The sequence below is a fragment of the Thermosynechococcus sp. genome (assembly GCF_025999095.1).
Lineage (GTDB): Bacteria > Cyanobacteriota > Cyanobacteriia > Thermosynechococcales > Thermosynechococcaceae > Thermosynechococcus.
In genome coordinates, this window is the sequence record NZ_AP024678.1 from 937,024 (window position 1) to 959,571 (window position 22,548).

Genomic DNA, 22,548 nt, shown 5'->3' on the forward strand with positions numbered 1-22,548 from the left:
CAATTCAATCCTCACCCCCTGGTGTAAATCAGCGTTGGTTATGGGCCGTAGCGATTGTTGGACTGCTGCTGAGCTTTTTTACTCACAACCTGCTAGAGCACACCTCACTTTCTTTATTTCTATGGCTATCCTGATGTCTAATTCGGACTGATCAGCAGTCGACAGATAATATAGTAGCGAGATAATATGATAGATATTAACGAATCTGAGTTCTAAAAATAATTTATAGGTCGAATGAAGTAATGAAAAATAATCGAATTTCAATCTTCCTGCCTAGTTTGGGTGGCGGCGGTGCTGAGAGGGTCATGGTAATCCTAGCCAATGGTTTTGCTGCTCGTGGGTATACCACAGACCTTGTAGTTGCCAGGGCAGAGGGCCCCTACCTCAAGGATGTCGCACCGACAGTGCGCATTGTTGGTTTCAAAGCATCTTTCCTTCGTAAATCAACATGGCTCCTCATGCGCTACTTACAGCGGGAACAGCCGGTGGCAATGCTATCTGCACTGACCTCTGCTAACATTGTGGCATTATTGGCAAAAATGTGCTCCCAGGTGAGAACGCGCCTGGTTGTCTCGGAGCGTTCCACCATCAGTGTGGAGTGCAAGCATGCAGTCCACCCTCGAGAGAGGATAGCCCATGCGCTGGTACCATTCCTCTATAGAAAAGCAGAGGGCATTGTTGCCATCTCCCAAGGCGCTGCCTCCGATCTTGAGCAATTTGCCAAGTTACCCCGCAACTCTGTGCGCACCATTTACAATCCGTTTGACCTGGCCCGTATCCAAAAGATGGCCAGTGAACCCTCGGGGCACCCGTGGCTCGATGCCCCATTAGAGCGGCGACCGGTCATTATCGGAATTGGACGTTTAACAGAACAAAAAAACTTTCCCCTCCTGTTGCAGGCTTTTTCTTGGTTAGCTAAGACCCATAGGGCGCGCTTGCTGATTCTGGGGGAGGGGAAGTTGCGGGAGAAATTGACACACCTGGCAAGAAATTTAGGACTGGGTCATGATGATGTTCAGATGCCTGGTTTTGTTGCCAATCCATTTGCCTATCTGTCTCGCGCAGCTTTGTTTGTCCTGTCGTCCGATTGGGAGGGGTTGTCCAATGTGCTTATTGAGGCTATGGCCTGTGGGACACCGGTGGTGAGTACTGACTGCCCCAGTGGTCCACGGGAAATTCTAGAGGAAGGGAAATGGGGACAATTGGTACCGGTGGGGGATGCAAAGGCATTGGCTGAGGCGATGGATGAAGTGTTGCGCACTCCTAGAGATAGGTTGCCTGATGTTCGCAAGCGGGCAGAGGATTTCAACCAAGAGCGAGCGATCAATAGTTACCTTGAAGTATTGGGTTTGCCTCCCTATGCGGAATTTCCCCTGGTACTATGAAAGTTGGGCACAGCAGAGAGCGGGGTTGAGGTTATTTGAGAAAAATTTTCTTTCATCATCTGCGCCAGTAGGGGGTAAACTAACTGAACTATGTGTGGTTTAGCTGGATTTTGGGCTTTTCGCCATCTGCCCTACTCCCCTACGGACACTGCCCAGCGCATGGCAGATACTCTTATCCACCGTGGACCCGACGATGCCGGCGTGTGGGTAGATGAGGCAGCGGGTCTGGCTTTTGCCCATCGGCGGCTGGCAATTCTCGACTTGTCCCCTGCCGGACACCAGCCGATGGTTTCGGCCACTGGTAGATACGTGATTGTCTTCAACGGAGAAATCTATAACCACCAAGACCTGCGTCGGGACCTTGATATCTTAGGGTCAGCACCCGTCTGGCGGGGTCATTCAGACACCGAGACACTCCTAGCTTGTTTCGAGAGCTGGGGTGTCGAGAAAACCCTAAGAGCCACGGTTGGCATGTTTGCCCTTGCCCTTTGGGATCGGTCAACCCGCACGTTAACCCTGGCGCGCGATCGCATGGGCGAAAAACCACTCTATTACGGGTGGGTGAATCAAGCCCTCGTTTTTGGCTCAGAACTTAAGTCCCTGCGTGCCTTTCCTGGGTTTGACAATCCCATAAACCGCGGAGCACTCTCCCTTTTTCTGCGGTATGACTATGTGCCAGCACCCTGGAGCATTTACGAGAAGATCTGGAAGTTACCACCAGGCTGCTATGTACAATTTCACGGCTGCTCTGAGCCCTACGAAACTGGAGGAGACGTCAAGCCCTATTGGCGGGTAGTGGAGGCAATAGAGGTTGGTCTTCAGGAGCCATTTATCGGCAGTGAGACAGAGGCCACTGAGGAGCTGGAGCAACGGTTGCGCTGCTCCATTGCAGGACAGATGATTGCCGATGTACCGGTGGGCGCCTTTCTCTCCGGCGGTATTGACTCCAGCACTGTGGTAGCGCTAATGCAAGATCTTTCCCCCCGACCGGTGAAGACGTTTACCATTGGCTTTCACGAGCGCAACTACAATGAGGCCGAGCATGCCAAGGCAGTAGCACGCCACTTGGGGACAGATCACACGGAGTTTTACGTCACCCCTAAAGACGCAATGGCAGTGATTCCGCAGCTGTCGAGCCTGTATGACGAGCCCTTTGCCGATGCCTCTCAAATCCCGACCTTTATGGTCAGCCAACTGGCTCGCAGTCAAGTGACGGTCAGCCTCTCGGGGGACGGGGGCGATGAGCTTTTCGGCGGCTATCACCGCTATTTTGGACGTTACACCCTATGGCGGCGTTTGGCGGGCTTACCCATGACCCTACGGCGGGCCTTAGCCTTCTTCCTCACCATTCCTTCCCCCCGGGGATGGGACCGTTTGTTCGCAATTCTTCAACCGGTCTTACCTCCATTCCTGCAGGCAAAGCTCACTGGCGACAAAATACCCCAGTTGGTGGAACTATTGGTACTAGATTCTGTAGCTATATACCACTATTATTGCCTCTCCCACTGGAGGCATCCTGCTAAGGAGCTGGTACTGGGGGCCACTGAGCCTGAAACGATTTTTTCCTGCCCTCACCAATGGCCGCCAAGTATGGCAAAGGGGCGACGGTTCTTTGAAGAGGTCATGATGTTTTTAGACCAGCTCACCTATTTGCCGGATGATATTCTGGTAAAGGTAGACCGTGCCGCCATGGGGGTGAGTCTGGAAACCCGCGTGCCGTTTTTGGACCATCGGGTGGTGGAATTTGCCTGGCAGTTGCCGCTGGCGATGAAAATCCGCCGGAGTCAGTCCAAGTGGCTGTTGCGGCAGGTGCTCTACAAATACGTGCCAAAGGAATTGATCGAGCGGCCCAAAATGGGCTTCGCCGTGCCGCTAGACCAATGGCTGCGCGGCCCACTACGGGAGTGGGCGGAGGATTTACTGTCGGCAGAGCGGCTTACCCGCGAAGGCTTCCTTGATCCTAAGCCCGTGCGTCAGAAATGGGCAGAACACCTTTCCGGCCTCTGCAACCGGGCATCTTACCTCTGGGGTGTACTCATGTGGGAGGCCTTTTTAGAGGGAACATGAGTCGCGGGGTCGAGGCTTAGGTCAGTGCCGTTAGGACGGTAAATTATCAGATTTGGTGAGTGATGGCCGCAAAACGGATGAAGCTAATCTCCCTTCTCTTACCTGACCTGCGGGGTGGCGGTGCCGAGCGTTCGCGGCTGCGGCTGGCGCGGGAATTGGCACGCCATGGCCATAGAGTGGAATTGGTGCTGGTGCGGGCCAGAGGGGATTTGTTAGCGGAGGCGCAAAGTGAATTCCCAGTGGTGGATTTGGGTGGCGATCGCCCTCGTAACTCTCTACCGGCAGTGGTGCGTTACCTGCGACAGCGGCGCCCCGATGCGTTGCTTGCGGCCATGTGGCCTTTGACAGTCATTGCTCCGATAGCCGCACGTATTGCAGGGTTTCGTGGCAAGGTTTTGATCAGTGAGCACAATGTAATCTCAGGCCACTGCAAGATGTGGGACTGGCTGCCTCGGCTGGCTTTGCGCCCTTCAGTTATTCTAGGTTACCGCCTTGCTTCGGCACGTATTGGCGTTTCCCAGGGCGTCTGTGCGGATATTGCTTCCCTTTCCCTAATGTCGCCAGAGCAGTTCGTTACCATTTATAACCCAATTCCCCCTGCTATTGAACCTGGGGCTGAGCAACGCAATGCCGCCCATGCCCTCTGGGGGACCAATGGCCCACACATCCTCACGGTAGGCAGGTTGGAACCGGTGAAGAATCAGCCACTGTTACTGCGAGCCTTTGCTGCCCTTGCCCAACCAGAGGCCCGATTAATGCTGGTGGGACAAGGGCCAAGTGAGGCTCCCCTACGCACCCTGGCTGCTGACCTGGGTATTGCGGATCGGGTCATATTTGCAGGTTTTCACCCTGATCCTTCCCCCTTTTACAGCACGGCTGACCTGTTTGTCCTCTCCTCAAACAATGAAGGGTTTCCCAATGTTCTTGCTGAAGCGTTATCCTTCGGCCTGCCAGTCGTCTCTACCGATTGCCCTTCGGGTCCTGCAGAAATCCTAGAAGGCGGGCGATATGGTCGTCTTGTGCCGGTGGGGGATGCCCAGGCTCTCACCCGCGCCATGGAGGAGGCGCTAGAGTCTCCAGTGGATCGCGATGCCCTACAGCGTCGTGCTACTGAGTTTGCCCCTGAAACTGCGGCGCGCAAATATCTGGAGCTGCTGCTATGACTGCAACTTTTCAGTTTACCCGCAACAGCTTGAGCCGCTAGAGCAAAGTCAAGTGCTAGCCTGCCTGTGCGGATTGCTGCAGGAGTCTTGGATCGCGCTGAGCACCTACTAAATAAACCAAAACTATAGGTCAAGACCAAGACCACACCAATGCTGTACCTATGGCGGCCATGCAGGTGGAATATTCATGATTGGGCATTCATTCCCCCCTTAAAAGGGGGGGCTTTCGCGGCGGCAACTCATTCATACTCATTTATAAAATAGCAACCCAATACTTTCTTCAAGTATGGAAGCCAAAAGTAGCGCATCTACTGCATAGCATCCCATCTTAGTAGGTCGAAATGCCAAGTGGTTACACACCCCTTGGAAAAGGGTGCCGAGACCGTCGAGAATCTAGAATGACTACATTGCTCTACCGCCACTGCCACAGGCAGGTGGTAAAGGTACTTAATGGATAGCTACGTCGCCCCGGTCATGGACACCATCCCCCTTTTAGATCTGAGAGCTCAGTATTACTCCCTGCAAGCCGACATCGATCGCGCCGTTGCCCGGGTACTCGCATCAGGTCAGTTCATTCTCGGGCCAGAGGTACAGGCCTTTGAGGAAGAGGTGGCCGCCTATTTAGGGGTGCGCCATGCGGTAGCAGTTAATTCCGGTACGGATGCTCTGGTGATTTCCCTGCGCAGTTTGGGGGTGGGTGCTGGGGATGAGGTGATTACAACACCATTTTCCTTTTTTGCCACAGCAGAGGCAATTAGTTTGGTGGGTGCCCGCCCTGTGTTTGTGGATGTGGAATTGGACTCCTTTAACCTCGATCCCAGTAAAGTTGCTGCAGCGATTACCCCTCGCACCAAGGTGATTTTGCCCGTGCATTTATTTGGCCGACCGGCGGCGATGGGAGCAATTATGGAACTTGCTCAGGCTCATGGGTTAGCCATCCTTGAGGATTGTGCCCAGTCCTTTGGGGCCCGCTATTGCCCGCCCTGTGAAAATTGTCAATGTGAAGCGGCAACTCAAGAGGCCTTGGCCCAGCGGTTCACGGGCGCGATCGGTACCATGGGTGCTTTTTCTTTTTTCCCCAGCAAGAATTTGGGTGCCTATGGTGATGGCGGTCTGATTACCACCAACGATGAGGATTTAGCAGAGCGATCGCGCATGCTGCGGGTTCACGGCTCTCGTCAACGCTACCACCACGAAATGATTGGCTACAATTCCCGCTTGGATAGCCTCCAGGCAGCAATTCTACGGGTGAAGCTGCCCCATATCGATCGCTGGAATCAACAGCGACGGCGAGTTGCCCAAACCTATAACCAAGCCTTGGCCGGTCTTGAGGCAGTGGTGACCCCAGCCGTGTCTGCGGGGCATGTGTTTCATCAATATACACTTCGGGTGCTGAATGGCCAGCGGGATGCGCTTGTGGCTTACCTAAGGGAGGCTGGCATTAGTTCAATGATTTACTACCCCATTCCCCAAGATCACTTTCCGATGTACAAGGGGCAATCTCCTCCCAATCCCGTGAGCGATCGCCTTGCCAGGGAGGTTCTTAGCTTACCCATTTGGCCTGAATTAAGCGATGCCACCATTGAGTATATTGCGGCAACCATTCGTCAGTTTTTTCACCAGTCCTGAGGCGTTTCTGTGAGTATCCCTTCAGGCCTTGCCTTAGCATCTGCACTAAGGCAGTATTTGCGCCAACTTAACAGAACCTTAAACTGAGACTCGCTAGGCTAGCTACAGCTTTTTGCCAAGATGGGGCGTTACAAACACAACACGGGACATGATGTCCTACATTAGCTTTCTGGGTATTGGCTGTGTTTACCCCCTCTGGAAAGGGCTGTCCTGTTGCTTGCCCGAGGAGATCCCCCATGAAGGTTGCGGTTTTTAGTGCGAAATCCTACGATCGCCAGTTTTTGGATGCTGCCAATGCGGCTCAAGGGCATCCCCATCGCCTGACCTATTACGATGTGCTGTTGGCGCCTAAAACAGCTGCCCTAGTCGAGGGGCACAGTGCAATCTGTGCCTTTGTCAATGACGATCTTGGGGCCCAGACCCTAGAACGACTAGCAGAGTTGGGGGTGCGTCTGGTCACCCTGCGCTGTACGGGCTTTAACAATGTGGATTTAGCCACGGCTGCCCGCTTGGGCATAACGGTCACCCGCGTCAGTGTCTATTCCCCCTATTCCGTGGCTGAACATACGGTGGGACTGATGCTGATGCTCAACCGCAAACTCCACCGTGCCTACAACCGGGTGCGCGATGATAACTTTTCCCTAGAGGGACTGATGGGCTTTGACCTCCATGGTTGTACCGTTGGCATCATTGGCACGGGTAAAATTGGCCGAGTTGTTGCGCAGATTCTGCACGGCTTTGGCTGCGACCTCTACGGCTATGACCCCTACCCTAGTGAAGCTTTTAGGGAGATTGGTACCTACACAACCTTAGAAACATTGCTGGCGGCATCCGACATTATTACCCTCCATTGCCCCCTGCTTCCCGAAAATGAACACCTGATCAACGCCACCACGATCGCCCAAATGAAGCGGGGCGTCATGTTAATCAATACCAGTCGCGGCAAACTGGTGGACACCAAAGCCGTCATTGAGGGCATTAAAAGCGGCCAAATTGGTTATCTGGGCATTGATGTCTATGAAGAGGAAGACTCCCTCTTTTTCCAAGACCTCTCGGACACCATCATCCAGGACGACACCTTCCAACTCCTGCAATCCTTCCCCAATGTGGTGATTACTGCCCACCAGGCCTTCTTTACCCGCAATGCTCTCACGGATATTGCCCGTACCACGATTGAAAATTTGACCTGTTTTGAGCAAGGCCTGCCCCTAGCAAACGAAGTGAAACAGCCTTCACCCTGAGGCTCAACCAACTCAACAGGGGGACTAATGACTTTTCGGGCAAACAGATCCGCTATAGTAGCGATCGCGTTTGTTTCAGATAAGTCAGGAAAGACTCATGGGGCGTGCAGAAAAAGTCATTTTGGCCTATTCGGGGGGGGTGGATACCTCCGTATGTATTCCCTATCTCAAGCACGAGTGGGGAGTGAAGGAAGTTATTACCCTCGCAGTGGATTTAGGACAGGGGGATGAACTGGAGCCCATTCGCCAAAAGGCCCTTGATGCAGGTGCCAGCGCCTCGTTAGTGGCTGATGCCAAAGCTGAGTTCATCCGCAACTATGCTTTTCCAGCCATTCAAGCCAACGCCCTCTACGAAAATCGCTATCCCCTCTCGACGGCCCTTGCTCGCCCCTTGATTGCCAAGCTCTTGGTGGAGGCGGCTACCCAATACGGTGCTGACGCTGTTGCCCACGGCTGTACTGGGAAAGGGAATGATCAAGTCCGCTTTGATGTGGCGATCGCTGCCCTCAATCCCCATCTCAAGGTCTTAGCACCCGCCCGTGAATGGGGCATGAGCCGTGAAGAAACCATTGCCTATGGCGAACGCTTTGGCATTCCTGCTCCTGTAAAGAAATCTTCCCCCTACAGCATTGACCGCAATCTTTTGGGACGCAGTATTGAAGCTGGCCCCCTTGAGGATCCGTGGATTGAACCCCTTGAGGAGGTCTATTTGATGACCCAAGCCATTGAACACACCCCCAACTCCCCGGAGTATGTGGATATTGGCTTTGAAGCAGGGGTTCCTGCCAGCCTCGATGGTCGCCCCCTTGATCCGGTGACATTGGTCAGTGAACTCAATGAGCGAGTGGGTCGCCATGGCTTTGGCCGCATTGACATGATTGAAAATCGCCTGGTCGGCATTAAATCCCGTGAAATTTACGAAGCCCCTGGTCTACTGGTCCTCATTGACGCTCACCGCGATTTGGAAAGTTTGACTCTGACTGCTGATGTGACGCAGTATAAGCGGGGCATTGAGGAAACCTACAGCCGCTTGGTCTATAACGGTCTCTGGTATAGCCCCCTCAAGGAAGCCCTTGATGCCTTTATTCAACAGACTCAGCAGCGGGTTACAGGTACCGTGCGCGTCAAGCTCTTTAAGGGAACTGCACGGGTGGTGGGACGGCAGTCTCCCTACTCCCTTTATACGCCTGATTTGGCCACCTATGGCGCCGAGGATCAATTCGATCACCGGGCAGCCGAGGGCTTTATCTATGTGTGGGGGCTCCCCACCCGTGTCTGGGCAGAAAAACTGCGCCAAGGCTAATCGGGGGCCTCGACAATACACCACTCATGGAGTTCGTAGTGAACGCACTGGTGTTGGACGAGGGGATCGCGGGCAACAATTTCCTCAGCCGTCTTGCGGGAATCGGCCTGAAACAACAGCATGCCACCCCCTCGCTCAGCCCAGTATCCCGTGCGGGCTTGATGGCCGGCGGCAATGAGGGAGCGCACATAGGCCCGATGGGCAGGAACATAGCGATCGAAAGTTGCTTTGTCCACAATGCCGCGCTCAATTTTGACAAACCATGGCATTGGTGATTGGCTCCTGTGGATTGGAATCAAGACCTAGAATAGCTATAAGCAGTGTGCCTGAGTGACGCTGTTTTGCCCTGATGGTGAGCGGCTATGAGCAAAGCCATGACCCTTGAAACCTTGTTAAGTGAATTTGCCCGTGGCGTGCGGAATTTCCGTGGTGTTGATTTGGCAGGCAGTGTGTTTCCTTTAGTACAACTCAGCCATATTGATCTGGCGGGAGCCAATCTGCAGGGCATTAATTGGAGTGGGGCGGATTTGATCAAGGCTAACCTTGCCAATGCCAATCTGCGGGGAGCTAACCTGATTGGTGCAGATCTGAGTGGGGCTAACCTCACCGATGCTAACTTGCAGGATGCCATTCTAAGTGGGGCTGTTTTGGTGGGAGCCTACCTCTCCCGAGCCAATTTGCAGCGAGCAGTCCTCAGCGGTGCCATCCTCAAGGGGGCAGTTCTCCACGACAGTAACCTCAAGGATACGAATGTGGTGGGCGCGGATTTGTCGGAGGCGGATTTGACTGGGGCGATCGCCCGCCGGCGGGACCTAGAGGAGGCCAAGCTCTCAGGCACCATCCTACCCAACGGTGAAGTGGTTTTTGATCAAGGGGAAGTTGAGGAGGTACCATTGCCACCCCCTACCGCAACTCCCCAGCCAATGGCGGTTGCTAACGAAACCACTCTCATTGAGTGGACAAATGAGCAGGTGATTCAAATGCTGATCCTGCAACAGCACCCCTTGCCCAGTACCTATCAAAGTGCCGATTTGAAGGTGGTGGATTTGGGCAATCACTGTTATCAACTGCGCACTGTCACTGACACGGTCGTTGCGGTGGTGGAGGGAGCCAGTCTGGCCGATGAAAAAATAACCCTTTTTACCGAGGCACCCTTTGCAGATTTAGTGGCCAGCGTACTCCAAGCCCATTCATTTTTGCCCACCCAATACGTCAGTGAACCGCTGCCGGCATGGCAGTACGAGCAGGTGCCGATTCCCCAGGAGGGTGAGGTGCGTTTAGGAACGGCGCGGCAACTCTGGAAGACCTGGTGGCTGCTGCTAAAGTCGGCTGCTGCCGAGGAACAGCAGTCGCAATTGCAACTTTTGGTGGGTAAGGAGTGGCAGCCCATTCAGGAGATTGCTTTTTCACCCGCGGCGGCGGGGGGGCTGATCATTAAGACACCTGGGGGCGATCGCCACTATGCGGGGGATGCCTCACTGATTTGGCTAGAAAAGATGTCCCCGGCATCCCTAGCAACGAGTACCTCAGCACCAACTCTGACTGTTCCTCCCTGGAGGGGGCTACTGAAATTTGCCAATAACCGTTTGACGATTCAAACCGCAGCTGGACCAGTCTGTGTTGAGGGGGAAAATCTGAGGGTTATCATTGGTGGGCAAGCGATCGATCTCAACTAGCTCTGATGGTCGTCGTTCAACCCTTTGATTTTAGCCGCTGGCCCCTTGCTGTCAGTGATTTACCCGCCGATACGTACCTTGTGGGGGGGGCGGTGCGGGATGCTCTCCTCGGTCGGACAACGTTGTACCCCGACTGGGATTTTATTGTGCCCAGGGATGCTATTGCCCTGAGCAAAAAACTGGCGGATAAGTACAAGGCTGGCTGGGTTCTTTTGGATCGCGATCGCGGGATTGCCCGCTTAGTCTTTCCCCATACGACGGTGGACATTGCCCAGCGGCATGGTGAGACGCTCTTAGCCGATTTGCGCGATCGCGATTTTCGGATCAATGCCATTGCCTACGACATTCACCACCACCACATTGTTGATCCCCTCGGTGGCCTCTTAGATTTGCAACGGCGCCAAATTCACTATGTGGCGCCAGAAAATCTTGCCGCTGATCCATTGCGACTCCTACGCGCCTATCGCCAAGCCGCTCAACTCCAATTTACGATTACGCCCGAAACACGGCAGGTGATCCAAACCCTTGCCCCCCAACTGCGGCGAGTGGCCCCAGAACGGGTGCGGGTAGAACTCAGTTATCTCCTGAGTGCTGTTGAGGGTGCGGCTCAAGTGACCCTTGCCTTTCGCGATGGGGTATTGGCGGTGTGGTTGCCGGCAGTAACCGAGGAGCGGATAACCCATTACCATGCCCTTGAGTCTACCCTAGGGAATTTCCCTTTCCCTGCCCTGTGGCCGGCGCTGACGAAATCCATTGCCGCAACGCATGCCCCCGGTGAACCCCAACGGCGAACCCTAGCGGCTTTGGCCAAGCTCACCTGCCTCGTGAATGCCAGCGATCGCCAGGCTGCTGAGGAATTGACTGCCCTCACCTACACCACCGATGAAATTCGCATTGTCCAAGTTCTGTGCCGCCTCCTCAGCCACTGGCTAGTCCCCCTCCAGCAGCCCCTGAACCGTGAGCAAGCCTTCTATCTATTCCGCGCCGCAGGCAGCTCTTTTCCAGCCTTTGTTGCTCTTGCCCTTAGCCGTGGCATCCCCAAAGCGCATTTGGTACCGCTGGTCAAAGGGTGGTTAGACCCTAGGGATGCCATTGCCCATCCCCCCCAGTTGGTGCGAGGTGCTGATCTGGTGGAAGCCTTTCACGTCTCGCCAGGGCCGCGGGTGGGTGAATTGTTGCGAGCGGTGGAAGCGGCCCAAGCGCGGGGAGAAGTTAGCGATCGCCCCCAAGCCCTAGCCTATGTGGCCCAACTCCTCAAGGGGGCAACTGAACCAAGGCCGAGTTAGGAACTCGTTAGAAAAATCTCTTGCCAAAGGGTGTCATAGGCCTTTTGGGTCGCCCCATCGAGGGGAAGCAGGACTTCACTCTTGGCAAAGGCCGGCGGCGTTGCAAAGGGAATATACCGGCTTAACAGGGTTTCCCTAAGATTCCTAACAAGGGGTGAAGGAGCATGGCTAAACTGACTCAGTTGTTCAGCAACCTGGGGTTGCCACCAGTAGTTCAACCAGGCCAGTGCTGCGGCACTGGGCTCCTGAGGACAGACCCACAGATCCACCCAAAGGGCTGTGCCACTGGCTGGAAACACTGCCCCGTAGGTCTGGGGATCTTGCTGCAGGAGCGGCAGTAGATCCGTTGACCAACCCACTGCCAATTGCGTGCTGCCGAGCATCAGCGGCTGCAAGTAGGCCTCAGAACTAAAGAAACGACAGCCTTGGCGCAGTTGCTGCAAGCGTTGCCGCAATTCCGGGTGGGTGGGGGGGCCGTTGTAGGATAGCCCCAGGGATTTCAGGGTTAGGCCAATCACTTCCCGCGGCTGATTCAACAGACTGTAGTGACCTTGAACCGCTGGATGCCATAGGGCATCCCAATCGGTCGGTTCCCAGCCCAAATTGGCAAAGAAATCGCGGCGATAAATGAGGGCGGTTGCCCCCCAGCGATAGGGGAGCCCCCATAAAGCATCCCCTTCGCTGAGGACTTGGAGAAGTGGCTGCCACGGTTCAGCCCAGTCAAGCCGGTTTTGAATTCGGGTTTTGGGAAGAGGGGCGATCTGGTGTTGGCTCATCGCCTGATTTAGCCAGGCGTCCCCGAGACTGAGAACGGCTGACCCTAGGTTGCCTGCTGCAAGGGTATGGGCTAAAGCTTGGGGGGTTTCCTGAAGCCGTAGATGAATACCCACACCCGCCTGTTGACGAAATCGCTGAATCAGTTGAAGCGGTAAGGATTTGCGCAGCAGATGAACGGTTAGCCCGCCATTGGCACTTGCTTGGCAACCACTGAGGGCGATCGCCCCCAGGGCAAACAACCCCTGACAAAATTGCCGCCGCTGCATTAGCGTCGCCACCGAAACTGTAATTCACTCAGCTGAGCGGGATCCCCCAGCTGCTCGATGCCGCGATCGTTGGCCACCAGGTGCCGCAGAATCAGGTAAATCCGCTCCAGTTGATCGGGCGCATTGACAGCGCGGGCGATCGCCCCCAAGTCGAGGGGCTCGTCACTTTGTTCTAACACTTTGACAATCTGCCGTTGCAGCGCCAAGTTGGCTGCCGCTGCTTTTTTGCCTGCTTCTACCCCCGGCTGATGGTAGGCATTGATATTCACCAAGAAGCCATAGAGACCCACCGCTCGCTCGTAGAGGGCAATCAAGGCCCCCACGGTTTTTGGCGTCACCTCCGGAATGGTCACCGTCAGTGAGGGGCGATTTTTTTCATAGAGGGCTTGGCGCGTGCCCAGGAGCAGGCCACTGAGGTAATCCCCCGCGGTAATCCCGGGCTCCACGTCAATGCTGGGCTCTTGACCATCCCGCAACACTTCAATAAAGGTAACAAAAAAGTTAGGTAGGCCATCCCGCAACTGCTGCACATAGGCGTGTTGATCGGTGGTTCCCTTGTTGCCATAGACGGCAATCCCTTGGTGGACAATGTTGCCGTCGAGATCTTTTTCCTTGCCGAGGGACTCCATGACCAACTGCTGCAAGTAGCGGCTAAACAGCAGCAGACTGTCTTTGTAAGGCAGGACAACCATATCTTTTTCCCCCCGACCCTTGCCGGCATGGTGCCACGCTAAGGCGAGGAGGGCGGCGGGATTTTGGCGGATATGCGGCACACGAGTTGCCTGATCCATCAATTTCGCTCCCATGAGGAGGTCATCAATGTCAATCCCTTGCAGGGCAGCGGGCAATAGGCCCACCGTTGAGAGTTCGGAGGTGCGTCCCCCCACCCAGTCAAACATTGGGAAAATGGCGAGCCAACCGTTGGACTCCGCTACTTGGGCAAGGCCACTGCCGGGCAGGGTGATGGCCACGGCGTGATCGGCAAAGGCCAGACCGGCGCGTTGGAAGCGGGCTTGGGCTTCTAGCATGCCGTTGCGGGTTTCCGGTGTCCCCCCCGATTTGGAAATGACCAGCACGAGTGTGGTGCGCAGGCGATCGCCCAACTGCGCAAAGACCCGCTCAAAGCCTGCTGGATCGGTGTTGTCCAAAAAATGAATGTTCAAGGGGGGATTCACGGGCGCGAGGGCCGAGGCCACAAACTGCGGACCCAGGGCAGACCCCCCAATGCCAATTGAGAGAATATCCGTAAAGCGACCCCCTTGAGGTGGGGCAATGGCGCCACTGTGGACTTGCTGGCTAAACTGCTTGACTTGGGCGATCGCATCGCGGATTTGCAAGCGCAAGTCCGGACTGGGGGCTAAGTCTGGATCCCGCAGCCAGTAGTGACCCACCATGCGGCCTTCATCGGGGTTGGCGATCGCCCCCGCCTCCAATTCCTTCATTTGCTGAAAGGCGCGCTCAAAGGCTGGCTCTAGGCGACGGACCCCTTCCGGAGTCAGCCCCATGCGACTGACATCCACATAAAATTCCAGTTCGGGGTGATAGTACAACCACTCTTGGTAATGCTGCCACAGAGCCAACGTATCCATAAAACCATTCCTGCCCTACGATCTCAGGGTACCTCAACGACCGTCCCCTGCTGACTGTAAGTAAAATACTCCTAACTGAGGTCAAAGGTGCGCCCCTTGCAGTTACCGGTCCTCCTCTACCTCAGCCGCTCTTCCTTTGGCCCCACAAACAGATAGCAATGCCCCAGATTTACGACAACATCAGCCAATCACTTGCCGATGGGCTGCGCCAATTCATCGGCAGCGCCCAGTCATGCGCGTTCTGCGTTGGCTACCTCAACCTGCGCGGTTGGGACCAATTGGCCGACCTCGTGGATGCGTTGCCCGGCGGGAGAGAAGAGGCCGCCTGCCGCGTGCTGGTGGGAATGCAACGCCCGCCCGAAGAGGAGATGAAAGCCCTCGCCCGCCTCAAGCGCGATCCCGAAACCGTTGATGGTCTGAAGCTTGCACAACTCAAGCGCCGCATGACCGAGAGCTTCAAGCAGCAACTGGAATTCGGCGTGCCGTCGGCGCAAGCGGAAAGCACCCTGCGGCGGCTGGCCGCGCAGCTTCGGGCGCACAAGGTGTTCCTCAAGGCGTTCCTGCCCTATCCGCTGCATGCCAAGCTCTATCTCGTGCGGCGCACCGATAGTGTGACCCCATTGATCGGCTTTGTCGGCAGCAGCAACCTCACCCTGGCAGGCCTTTCTCAACAAGGCGAGCTCAACGTAGATGTGGTCGAACAAGACGCCGCCGCCAAATTACAAGCGTGGTTTGACGAGCGCTGGCGCGATGAGCTGGCGATAGACCTTACCGATACGCTCGCCAACCTCATCGAGACCAGTTGGGTACGTACGGAGTTGGTTCGCCCCTACCTGCTCTACCTCAAGATCGCCCACCACCTCTCGGAAGAAGCCCGCCAGGGTGAGCGTGAGTTTCGCCTCCCTCCCATTTTCAGCGAGAAAGGTACCCCGCTGCTCGATTTTCAGGAGCGGGCCGTATCGCTGGCGGCCCACTACCTCTACCGCCGGGGCGGCGTCTTGCTCGGCGATGTCGTGGGACTGGGCAAAACGCTCATGGCCACCGCCATTGCCCGCATCTTTCAGGAGGACGACCAGAGCAACACGCTGGTCGTGTGCCCACCGAAGCTTGCACCCATGTGGGAGCAGTATCTGCAAAACTACGAAATCAACGGACGTGTCCTGTCGCTCGGCAAGGTAAGCGATGTCATTGGGCGCGACAACGCCCCCCGCTACCGGCTGCTCGTGATTGACGAAAGCCACAACCTGCGCAACCGCGAAAGCAAGCGCTACCGCGCCTTGCGCGACTACATCGAACGCAACGATCCACGTGTGCTGCTGCTCACCGCTACACCGTACAACAAACTCTTTACCGACCTCGGCAACCAACTGCGGCTTTTTCTGGACGAAAACCAAGACCTACACGTGCGACCCGAACGGTTCTTCCAAGGGTGGGCCGCGAGCGGAAAAAGCGAAATGGACTTCATCGCGTGCTTCCAGACGTCGCCGCACTCGTTGCGCGCCTTCGAGCAAAGCACCTTCCCGGAGGACTGGCGCGACCTGATGCGCCTGTTTCTCGTGCGGCGCACGCGCCAGTTCATCATCCGTCACTACGCCACGTTCGACCAAGCAAAGCAGCGCTACTACGTTTTGCTGAATGGACAACCAGCGTACTTTCCTGTCCGGAAGCCCAAAAGACTCGAGTTCACCATTCGCGAGGACGACCCCACCGATCAGTACGCACGACTGTTTCGCGACGAGGTCGTGCAGGTGATCGAAGGCCTCGCGCTGCCACGCTATGGCATGGCGCAGTACCTCGTCCAAGATGCCGAAAAACTCGCTCAAGGAGACGAAAAGCGCATCCTCGATAACCTCAACCGTGCGGGCCACCGCCTCATCGGATTTTGCCGCACCAACCTCTTCAAACGACTCGAATCCAGCGGCTATAGCTTCCTGCTTTCCGTGCGCCGGTACATTCTGCGCAACCTCGTTACGCTTCACGCGCTCGAAAATGGTCGCCCCATTCCCATCGGCACGCAGGATGCCGCGATGCTCGATACTGCCGTCAGCGATTCCGACGACGACACCGCCGTCGTTCCCGATGACGTTGATCCCCCACTCGACGAAAGCGCTGCCGAGAGCGCAGCATCAGGAGCCGCTCTCGACCCACTGGCGCCGTTCAAAGCACGCGCTGCCGCTGTGTACAAGACCTACGTCCAGCAATTCCACAACCGCTTCGATTGGCTCGATGCGAAATTCTTCCGCCCTGCGCTCAAGCAAGCCCTCGAAGCCGACGCCACCGCGCTGCTGGCTATTCTTGCGAGCATGGGCGAGTGGGATCCCGGACACGACGCGAAACTTGGTGCCCTCGAAACGCTGCTGACGGAACATCACCCGAACGATAAGGTGCTCGTCTTCACCCAGTTTGCCGATACAGCCCAGTATCTTGGGCAACAACTCCCTAAGCGAGGCATCACCGGTCTCGAGATCGTGACCAACCAGACCGGCGATCCGGTCGCGCTGGCGCGCCGCTTCAGCCCTTCAACCAACGGTGGCCTGCGTGCGGGCGAACAGGAGCTTCGCATCCTGATCGCCACCGATGTGCTGGCGGAAGGGCAAAACCTACAGGACTGCCACATCATCGTCAACTACGACCTCCCTTGGGCGATCATTCGCCTCATTCAGCGTGCCGGCCGCGTGGACCGTATTGGCCAGAAGCACGACACCATCCACGTGTACTCCTTCCTCCCCGCCGAAGGCGTCGAGCGCATCATCCGCCTACGTAAACGGCTTTTCGAGCGCCTGCAAGCGAATCAGGAAGTCATCGGCACCGACGAAACCTTCTTCGGCGAGGAAGCAGCGAATAGACTGCGCGATCTCTACACCGAAAAAGCCGGCACGCTCGACGACGACCAATCCGACGAGGACATTGACCTGGCGAGCCTGGCGCTGCAAGTTTGGAAGAGCGCTTCTGAGACCGATCAAAAGGAAGCCATCGCCCTGCCGCCCATCGTCTCTGCCACACGCGCACTGGCAGAGACTGCCGATCCTGATCAGCATCCTCCGGGCGTCATCACCTACCTGCGTTATCCCGATGGCACGGATGCGCTGATACGGGTGGACAAAGATGGCAACCTGGTTTCCCAGTCCATCTCGGCCATTTTCCGCGCGGCTGCCTGCGCGCCAGATGAACCAGCGCTGCCGCGGGCAGAGAACCATCACGCCCTTGTCGCCCGCTGCGCAGAGATTGCCACCGACGAGCAGACCGTCCTCGGCGGCCAGCTCGGCCCGCCGCGCAGTGTCCGCCGCAAGCTCTACGAGCGGCTCGATCGCTACCGCGAGCAGCTTCAGGCGAAGCCCACGCTCTTCACCTCAGAGACCTTGCAACAGCTCGACCGGGTGCTTGATCTCATTTACCGATATCCACTCAAGAATGCAGCCAAAGAAGCCATCAGCCGGCAGATGCGCCTGGGCATCACCGATGAAGCGCTGCTCGAGCTGGTAATGCGCCGCGCAGCAGATGAGAACCTCTGTGAAATAACCGCCGAAGAGACCCAAGCGCCAACCGAACCCAAAGTCATCTGCTCGATGGGATTAGCCTCGGCTGCGCCTTCGAATCATTCGGCTCTCACAGGAGATGTGCAACAATGAACACCCTGCTCCAACGCATCCAGTCGTGCCTGAACGCCGCCGGCTCACCGCAGCAGCTCAGCAATCTCTTCTGCCGAACCCTCCACTGGGGCGCACCGCGCGGCTTGACGCCGCGCACGCTCGATCTCGGCACGCCCATCAACCAGCGCATCACGCTCCATCCGGTAGCGCAACTCTCAGGGCTGCCGGTGTATCGCGTCGAGTGGCCTGACGACCAGCTTCCCGGTGTTACCGCCCGCCGCGCGGTCCAGCGCGTCCTCAAACCCATCCACGCTGAGCATCTTCTGTGCTATGTAACCTCCGACCAGCGACAAGTTGCCTTCACCTGGGCGCGCCAGCGATCTGACGGCAAGATCGAACTCCGCACCCTGCCCTACGAGGTCGGCTCCGCTGCCCGCACCACCATTGAACGCCTGGGCGAACTTGCCTTTAGCCTCGACGAGCTGATGTCTGGTGAGCCGCCGATCACCACCCTCACCGACAAACTCGATCGCGCCTTCGATGTTGAAGCAGTTACCCAGCGGTTCTATCAGGAACTTGCCAACTGGTTCTTCTGGGCGCGCGAGCATGTGCAGTTCCCGATGCCGCCGACCGAAAAGAACTCTGAAGCCTACATTTCCCAAAGCCTCATTCGCCTGATTACCCGCCTCATCTTCTGCTGGTTTGTGAAAGAGATGGGGTTGATCCCACGCGAACTCTTCGATCTAGGCACACTCTCAAGGCTCCTCAAAAACGGCGACAAGCTGCCGGAAAGCAAGAACACCACCTTCTATAAAGCGATCCTGCAAAACCTCTTCTTCGCCACGCTCAATCAGGAAATCGGCAAGCGGCAGTTTCGCAAACGCAACAAAGACCCACGCGGGCGCGATCCCCACTGTGGCATCACCAACCTCTACCGCTACGAAGACTACTTCAACAATCCCGACCAATTTCTGCAGCTGGCGAAAAATATCCCCTTCCTCAATGGCGGACTGTTTGAGTGCTTGGATCGGGTCTATCGCACCGAAGAGAACCGACCTACCATCCGCATCGATGGCTTCTCCGATCATCCGAAAAACCCGCTCTTTATGCCCGATTTTCTGTTCTTCAGCGACGAGCAGGTGGTGGACCTTTCCCAAGCCTACGGCCAAACCAAATTCAAGCGCGCTACTGTGCGCGGTTTGATCCACATCTTCCATCGCTACAACTTCACGGTCACTGAATCCACACCGCTCGATCAGGAGGTGGCGCTCGATCCTGAATTGGCTGGAAAAGTCTTTGAGAATCTGCTGGCGGCCTACAACCCGGAAACCGCCACGACCGCACGGAAAGCCACAGGTTCCTATTACACCCCGCGTTCCATCGTGGAGTACATGGTGGATGAGTCACTGTTGGCGTATCTCAAGCCGAAGCTCCAGGCGGTTCATCCGTCAGACACCCATGAGTCCCGCCTCTGCCATCTGCTGGCCTACAACGATGAACCGCACCAGTTCAGCCCTGAAGAGGTGGAAACGCTCATTACCGCCCTTGATAATCTGAAGGCGATTGACCCGGCCTGCGGTTCGGGTGCATTCCTGATGGGGCTACTGCATAAGCTGGTCTTCATCCTAGGCAAACTCGACCCACGCAACGAAGGCTGGAAAGAGAAACAGATTGCCAAAGCCCAAGAAATCCCCGACGCCACTATCCGCGATAAAGTGCTCGCGGACATCGAGCAGGCCTTTGCCGCAGGTGAACTGGATTACGGCCGCAAGCTCTATCTCATTGAGAACTGCCTCTACGGCGTGGACATTCAGCCCATCGCTGTTCAAATCGCCAAAATGCGCTTCTTCATCTCGCTAACCGTGGATCAGAAAGTGGATCCGTCTGCCCCCAACCTGGGCATCCGCCCGCTGCCGAACCTCGAAACCAAATTCGTCGCCGCCAACACGCTCATCGGCATCGAGCGACCGGCACAGTTCGCCTTTCGCACCCCGAAGATTGAGGAACTTGAGCGCGAACTGGCACGCGTGCGCGAGGCCCATTTCACAGCCCGCACCCCGCAAACCAAGCAGAAGTACCGCGAGTGCGATGCCCAGCTCCGCGCCGAGCTCGCCGAGTTATTGAAGCACGACGGCTTGGGAAGCCAAACAGCGGAGAAGCTCGCCGCCTGGGACCCTTACGACCAAAATGCTTTTGCCAACTGGTTTGACCCGGAATGGATGTTCGGAATCCGCAATGACTTCGATATCGTGATTGGCAACCCGCCTTATATCTCAACAAAAGGCATAGACGCAGAAAACAAAAAACAACTTGAAAAACATTTTGGTTTTACTGACGATACTTATAATCATTTCTTTTTTAAGGGACTTGAATTATTAAAAGATGAAGGTATTTTAACATACATTACTTCAAAAAGCTATTGGACCATACAAACCAAAAAAAATCTTCGTGAACTTTTGCTTAAAAATACTATACTTCAGATTTTTGATACTGCCAATCCGTTTGAAAATGCAATGGTCGATACCGGTGTGGTTATTGTTAAAAAAGCTACACCAACACCCACACATGAAGTTGTATTCTTAGATGGCAAAACGAGTATTACCCAACCACAAAAGTACACCATCCAGCAAAACGATTATGCCACTGCTCCCAATAAAGTAATATTTGTACCCACCGATTTTAACAAAAAAATATATCAACGCTTGGGAAAAACGGTTAACGAATTACTAAACCAATGGTGGGATAAAATTTCCACCAGCAAAAACATAGATAAACATAAAAAAGAACTTGAAACATACCGCAATTCGTTAAAACCAGGTGATATTACGCTACTGGGATTAATTACCGAAGGTGGTCAGGGACTTGCTACAGCTAACAATGGTAAATACATTGGGGTATTGGAAGGCACCAAATGGGCTGATAATGTTCGTAAGCAACGCCCCGAAAAACTTCTGTTAGCAACGAAATTTTGCAAAGAAAAAGGCATACGAACCAAAAACGATGCCCAACAGTTTCTGAACAACCTAAACGAAAAAGAAATTCGACAGCTTTTTGACGATCTAAAAGAAAAATACGGACGCGATATTTTTGGGCAGGGCTGGCTGTACCGCATTGTAAGTCCCGATGAAATAGCTGATGTAGACACCCTTACCAACGATGAAAAACTCAACGGTATTGACGGCGAAAAAACTTTTGTGCCCTACGACAAAGGCGATAAAGATGGCAACCGCTGGTATGCTCCTACACCTTATTACATCGATTGGAGCAAAGAAAATGTGAAATTTTTAAAAGAAAATTCAGGGAAAAAAGGCGAAGGAATGCCTGTTGTACGCAATCCACAATTCTACTTCCGGGAAGGTTTTTGCTGGACAGATGTTAGTTATGCAATTAGATGTAGAATAAAGGAAAATAGTCTGCACGATGTTCTTAGTATGTCATTATTTCCAATTTTTTCTTTGATAAATTCAAAGTTTATTGTAAGTCTATTAAACTCGGATTTTATGTCAACGTATTTAAATGCTTTTGTGAATACGACTGTTCATTTCCAAATCAACGATGCCCGTCAATTGCCGATAATTATTCCCACTGCAGAGCAATTAAAAGTGTTTGAAGATATATTTAACCGTGCGGTTTCGGTGCAAAAGCAAAAATTTGCGGGCAAGCTGAGCGAAAAAGAGGCGGAAGCAAAATTAGAAGAAATACAGCGGGAGTTGGATGAAAGGGTGTTGGAGATGTATGGGGTAACATGAAAGTATGATGAGGCGGTGGTGGAGCTGGTGCGGGCGCGGTTGGAGAGGGCGCGCAGCGTGTAGGGGCGAAAGATTTTTCGCCCCACCGTCGATACGTATTTTTTAGCCATGCCCTACGACCCGCAAAAGCACCATCGGCGCAGCATTCGGCTGAAGGGGTACGATTACACCCAGCCGGGGGCGTATTTTGTGACCATTTGCACGCAGGGGCGGGCGTGTCTGTTTGGCCAGGTGGTGGAGGGCCAGATGCGGTTGAACGAATTCGGCGAAATCGTTGCCCAAACCTGGTATGACCTACCCAACCATATTCCCAATGTGGCATTGGATGCATGCATCGTCATGCCCAATCATATGCATGGGATTATCGTCATCACCGATGCGTCCCCACAAATTGTAGGGGCAATTCATGAATTGCCCCTACATGAATTGCCCCTACATGAATTGCCCCTACATGAATTGCCCCTACAATCCCAACCGCACCAACAATTACCTCAACATGAACGGCGTCGCATGTTGTTGCCGAAAATCATTGGACGGTTCAAAATGGCATCAGCCAAGGGCATCAACAAAATCCGGAATACCCCCGGCATCCCTGTCTGGCAACGCAACTATTACGAACACATCATCCGCACCGAAGACGCCCTGCAACGCATCCGCCAATACATCGTCACCAACCCCCTGCGCTGGCACCTCGACCGCGAGAACCCCAACCCCACGGGCAGAAACCCCGACGAGGAAATGTGGTTCGGCAGTGCATGAAGTGGCATAGCGATGGGAGCCGAGGCGTTGACCTGGAGCGATCCTTCAGCTGCTGCGCGCACCGCTGG

At 55.0% G+C, this 22,548-nt stretch carries 14 protein-coding genes; 11 read left to right on the forward strand and 3 right to left on the reverse strand.

Annotation, left to right across the window (positions count from 1 at the left end):
• Nucleotides 1–305: 305 nt before the first annotated feature.
• From Q0W94_RS04675 to Q0W94_RS04700, 6 genes are all read left to right on the forward strand, one after another.
• On the forward strand, nt 306–1,385 hold the full coding sequence (locus Q0W94_RS04675) for a glycosyltransferase (RefSeq protein ID WP_297761833.1): 1,080 nt from the start codon (nt 306–308) through the stop codon (nt 1,383–1,385).
• A 90-nt stretch (nt 1,386–1,475) separates the two neighbouring features.
• Nucleotides 1,476–3,452 (forward strand): asparagine synthase (glutamine-hydrolyzing), encoded by a 1,977-nt coding sequence (gene asnB, locus Q0W94_RS04680; protein WP_297761835.1) that lies wholly within the window; start codon nt 1,476–1,478, stop codon nt 3,450–3,452.
• 77 nt (nt 3,453–3,529) lie between these two features.
• Nucleotides 3,530–4,615 carry a glycosyltransferase gene (locus Q0W94_RS04685; RefSeq protein ID WP_297761837.1) on the forward strand — a complete coding sequence of 362 codons (1,086 nt, stop codon included), beginning with the start codon at nt 3,530–3,532 and terminating at the stop codon, nt 4,613–4,615.
• 450 nt (nt 4,616–5,065) lie between these two features.
• A complete protein-coding gene (locus Q0W94_RS04690) occupies nt 5,066–6,244 on the forward strand; it encodes a DegT/DnrJ/EryC1/StrS aminotransferase family protein (RefSeq protein ID WP_297761840.1) in 1,179 nt (392 codons plus the stop codon).
• A gap of 236 nt (nt 6,245–6,480) precedes the next feature.
• Nucleotides 6,481–7,485, forward strand: a complete 1,005-nt coding sequence (locus Q0W94_RS04695; RefSeq protein ID WP_297761841.1) for a 2-hydroxyacid dehydrogenase — start codon at nt 6,481–6,483, stop codon at nt 7,483–7,485.
• A gap of 97 nt (nt 7,486–7,582) precedes the next feature.
• Entirely contained in the window at nt 7,583–8,788 is a 1,206-nt protein-coding gene (locus Q0W94_RS04700; RefSeq protein ID WP_297761842.1) for an argininosuccinate synthase, read from the forward strand.
• Here Q0W94_RS04700 and Q0W94_RS04705 read toward each other — a convergent pair.
• Complete coding sequence (locus Q0W94_RS04705; RefSeq protein ID WP_297761843.1) at nt 8,785–9,057, reverse strand: YciI family protein; 273 nt, start codon at nt 9,055–9,057, stop codon at nt 8,785–8,787. The genes Q0W94_RS04700 and Q0W94_RS04705 overlap by 4 nt on opposite strands.
• A gap of 105 nt (nt 9,058–9,162) precedes the next feature.
• Between Q0W94_RS04705 and Q0W94_RS04710 the strand changes: the two genes are divergently transcribed.
• The gene (locus Q0W94_RS04710; protein ID WP_297761844.1) at nt 9,163–10,464 is read left to right on the forward strand and encodes a pentapeptide repeat-containing protein; all 1,302 of its coding nucleotides are present in this window, start codon (nt 9,163–9,165) and stop codon (nt 10,462–10,464) included.
• A 5-nt stretch (nt 10,465–10,469) separates the two neighbouring features.
• Complete coding sequence (locus tag Q0W94_RS04715; RefSeq protein WP_297761845.1) at nt 10,470–11,750, forward strand: CCA tRNA nucleotidyltransferase; 1,281 nt, start codon at nt 10,470–10,472, stop codon at nt 11,748–11,750.
• Here Q0W94_RS04715 and Q0W94_RS04720 read toward each other — a convergent pair.
• Entirely contained in the window at nt 11,747–12,793 is a 1,047-nt protein-coding gene (locus Q0W94_RS04720) for an extracellular solute-binding protein (protein WP_297761846.1), read from the reverse strand. The genes Q0W94_RS04715 and Q0W94_RS04720 overlap by 4 nt on opposite strands.
• Entirely contained in the window at nt 12,793–14,382 is a 1,590-nt protein-coding gene (locus Q0W94_RS04725) for a glucose-6-phosphate isomerase (RefSeq protein ID WP_297761848.1), read from the reverse strand. Before Q0W94_RS04725 ends, Q0W94_RS04720 begins: the two co-directional genes overlap by 1 nt.
• Nucleotides 14,383–14,540: 158 nt before the next feature.
• On the opposite strand from Q0W94_RS04725, the gene Q0W94_RS04730 reads away from it, so the two are divergent.
• The 3 genes from Q0W94_RS04730 (at nt 14,541) to Q0W94_RS04740 (ending at nt 22,480) form a co-directional block, all read left to right on the forward strand.
• The gene (locus Q0W94_RS04730; protein WP_297761850.1) at nt 14,541–18,011 is read left to right on the forward strand and encodes a helicase-related protein; all 3,471 of its coding nucleotides are present in this window, start codon (nt 14,541–14,543) and stop codon (nt 18,009–18,011) included.
• The gene (locus Q0W94_RS04735) at nt 18,008–21,721 is read left to right on the forward strand and encodes an Eco57I restriction-modification methylase domain-containing protein (protein WP_297761852.1); all 3,714 of its coding nucleotides are present in this window, start codon (nt 18,008–18,010) and stop codon (nt 21,719–21,721) included. Before Q0W94_RS04730 ends, Q0W94_RS04735 begins: the two co-directional genes overlap by 4 nt.
• A gap of 189 nt (nt 21,722–21,910) precedes the next feature.
• Entirely contained in the window at nt 21,911–22,480 is a 570-nt protein-coding gene (locus Q0W94_RS04740) for a transposase (RefSeq protein WP_297761855.1), read from the forward strand.
• The last annotated feature ends 68 nt before the right edge of the window (nt 22,481–22,548 follow it).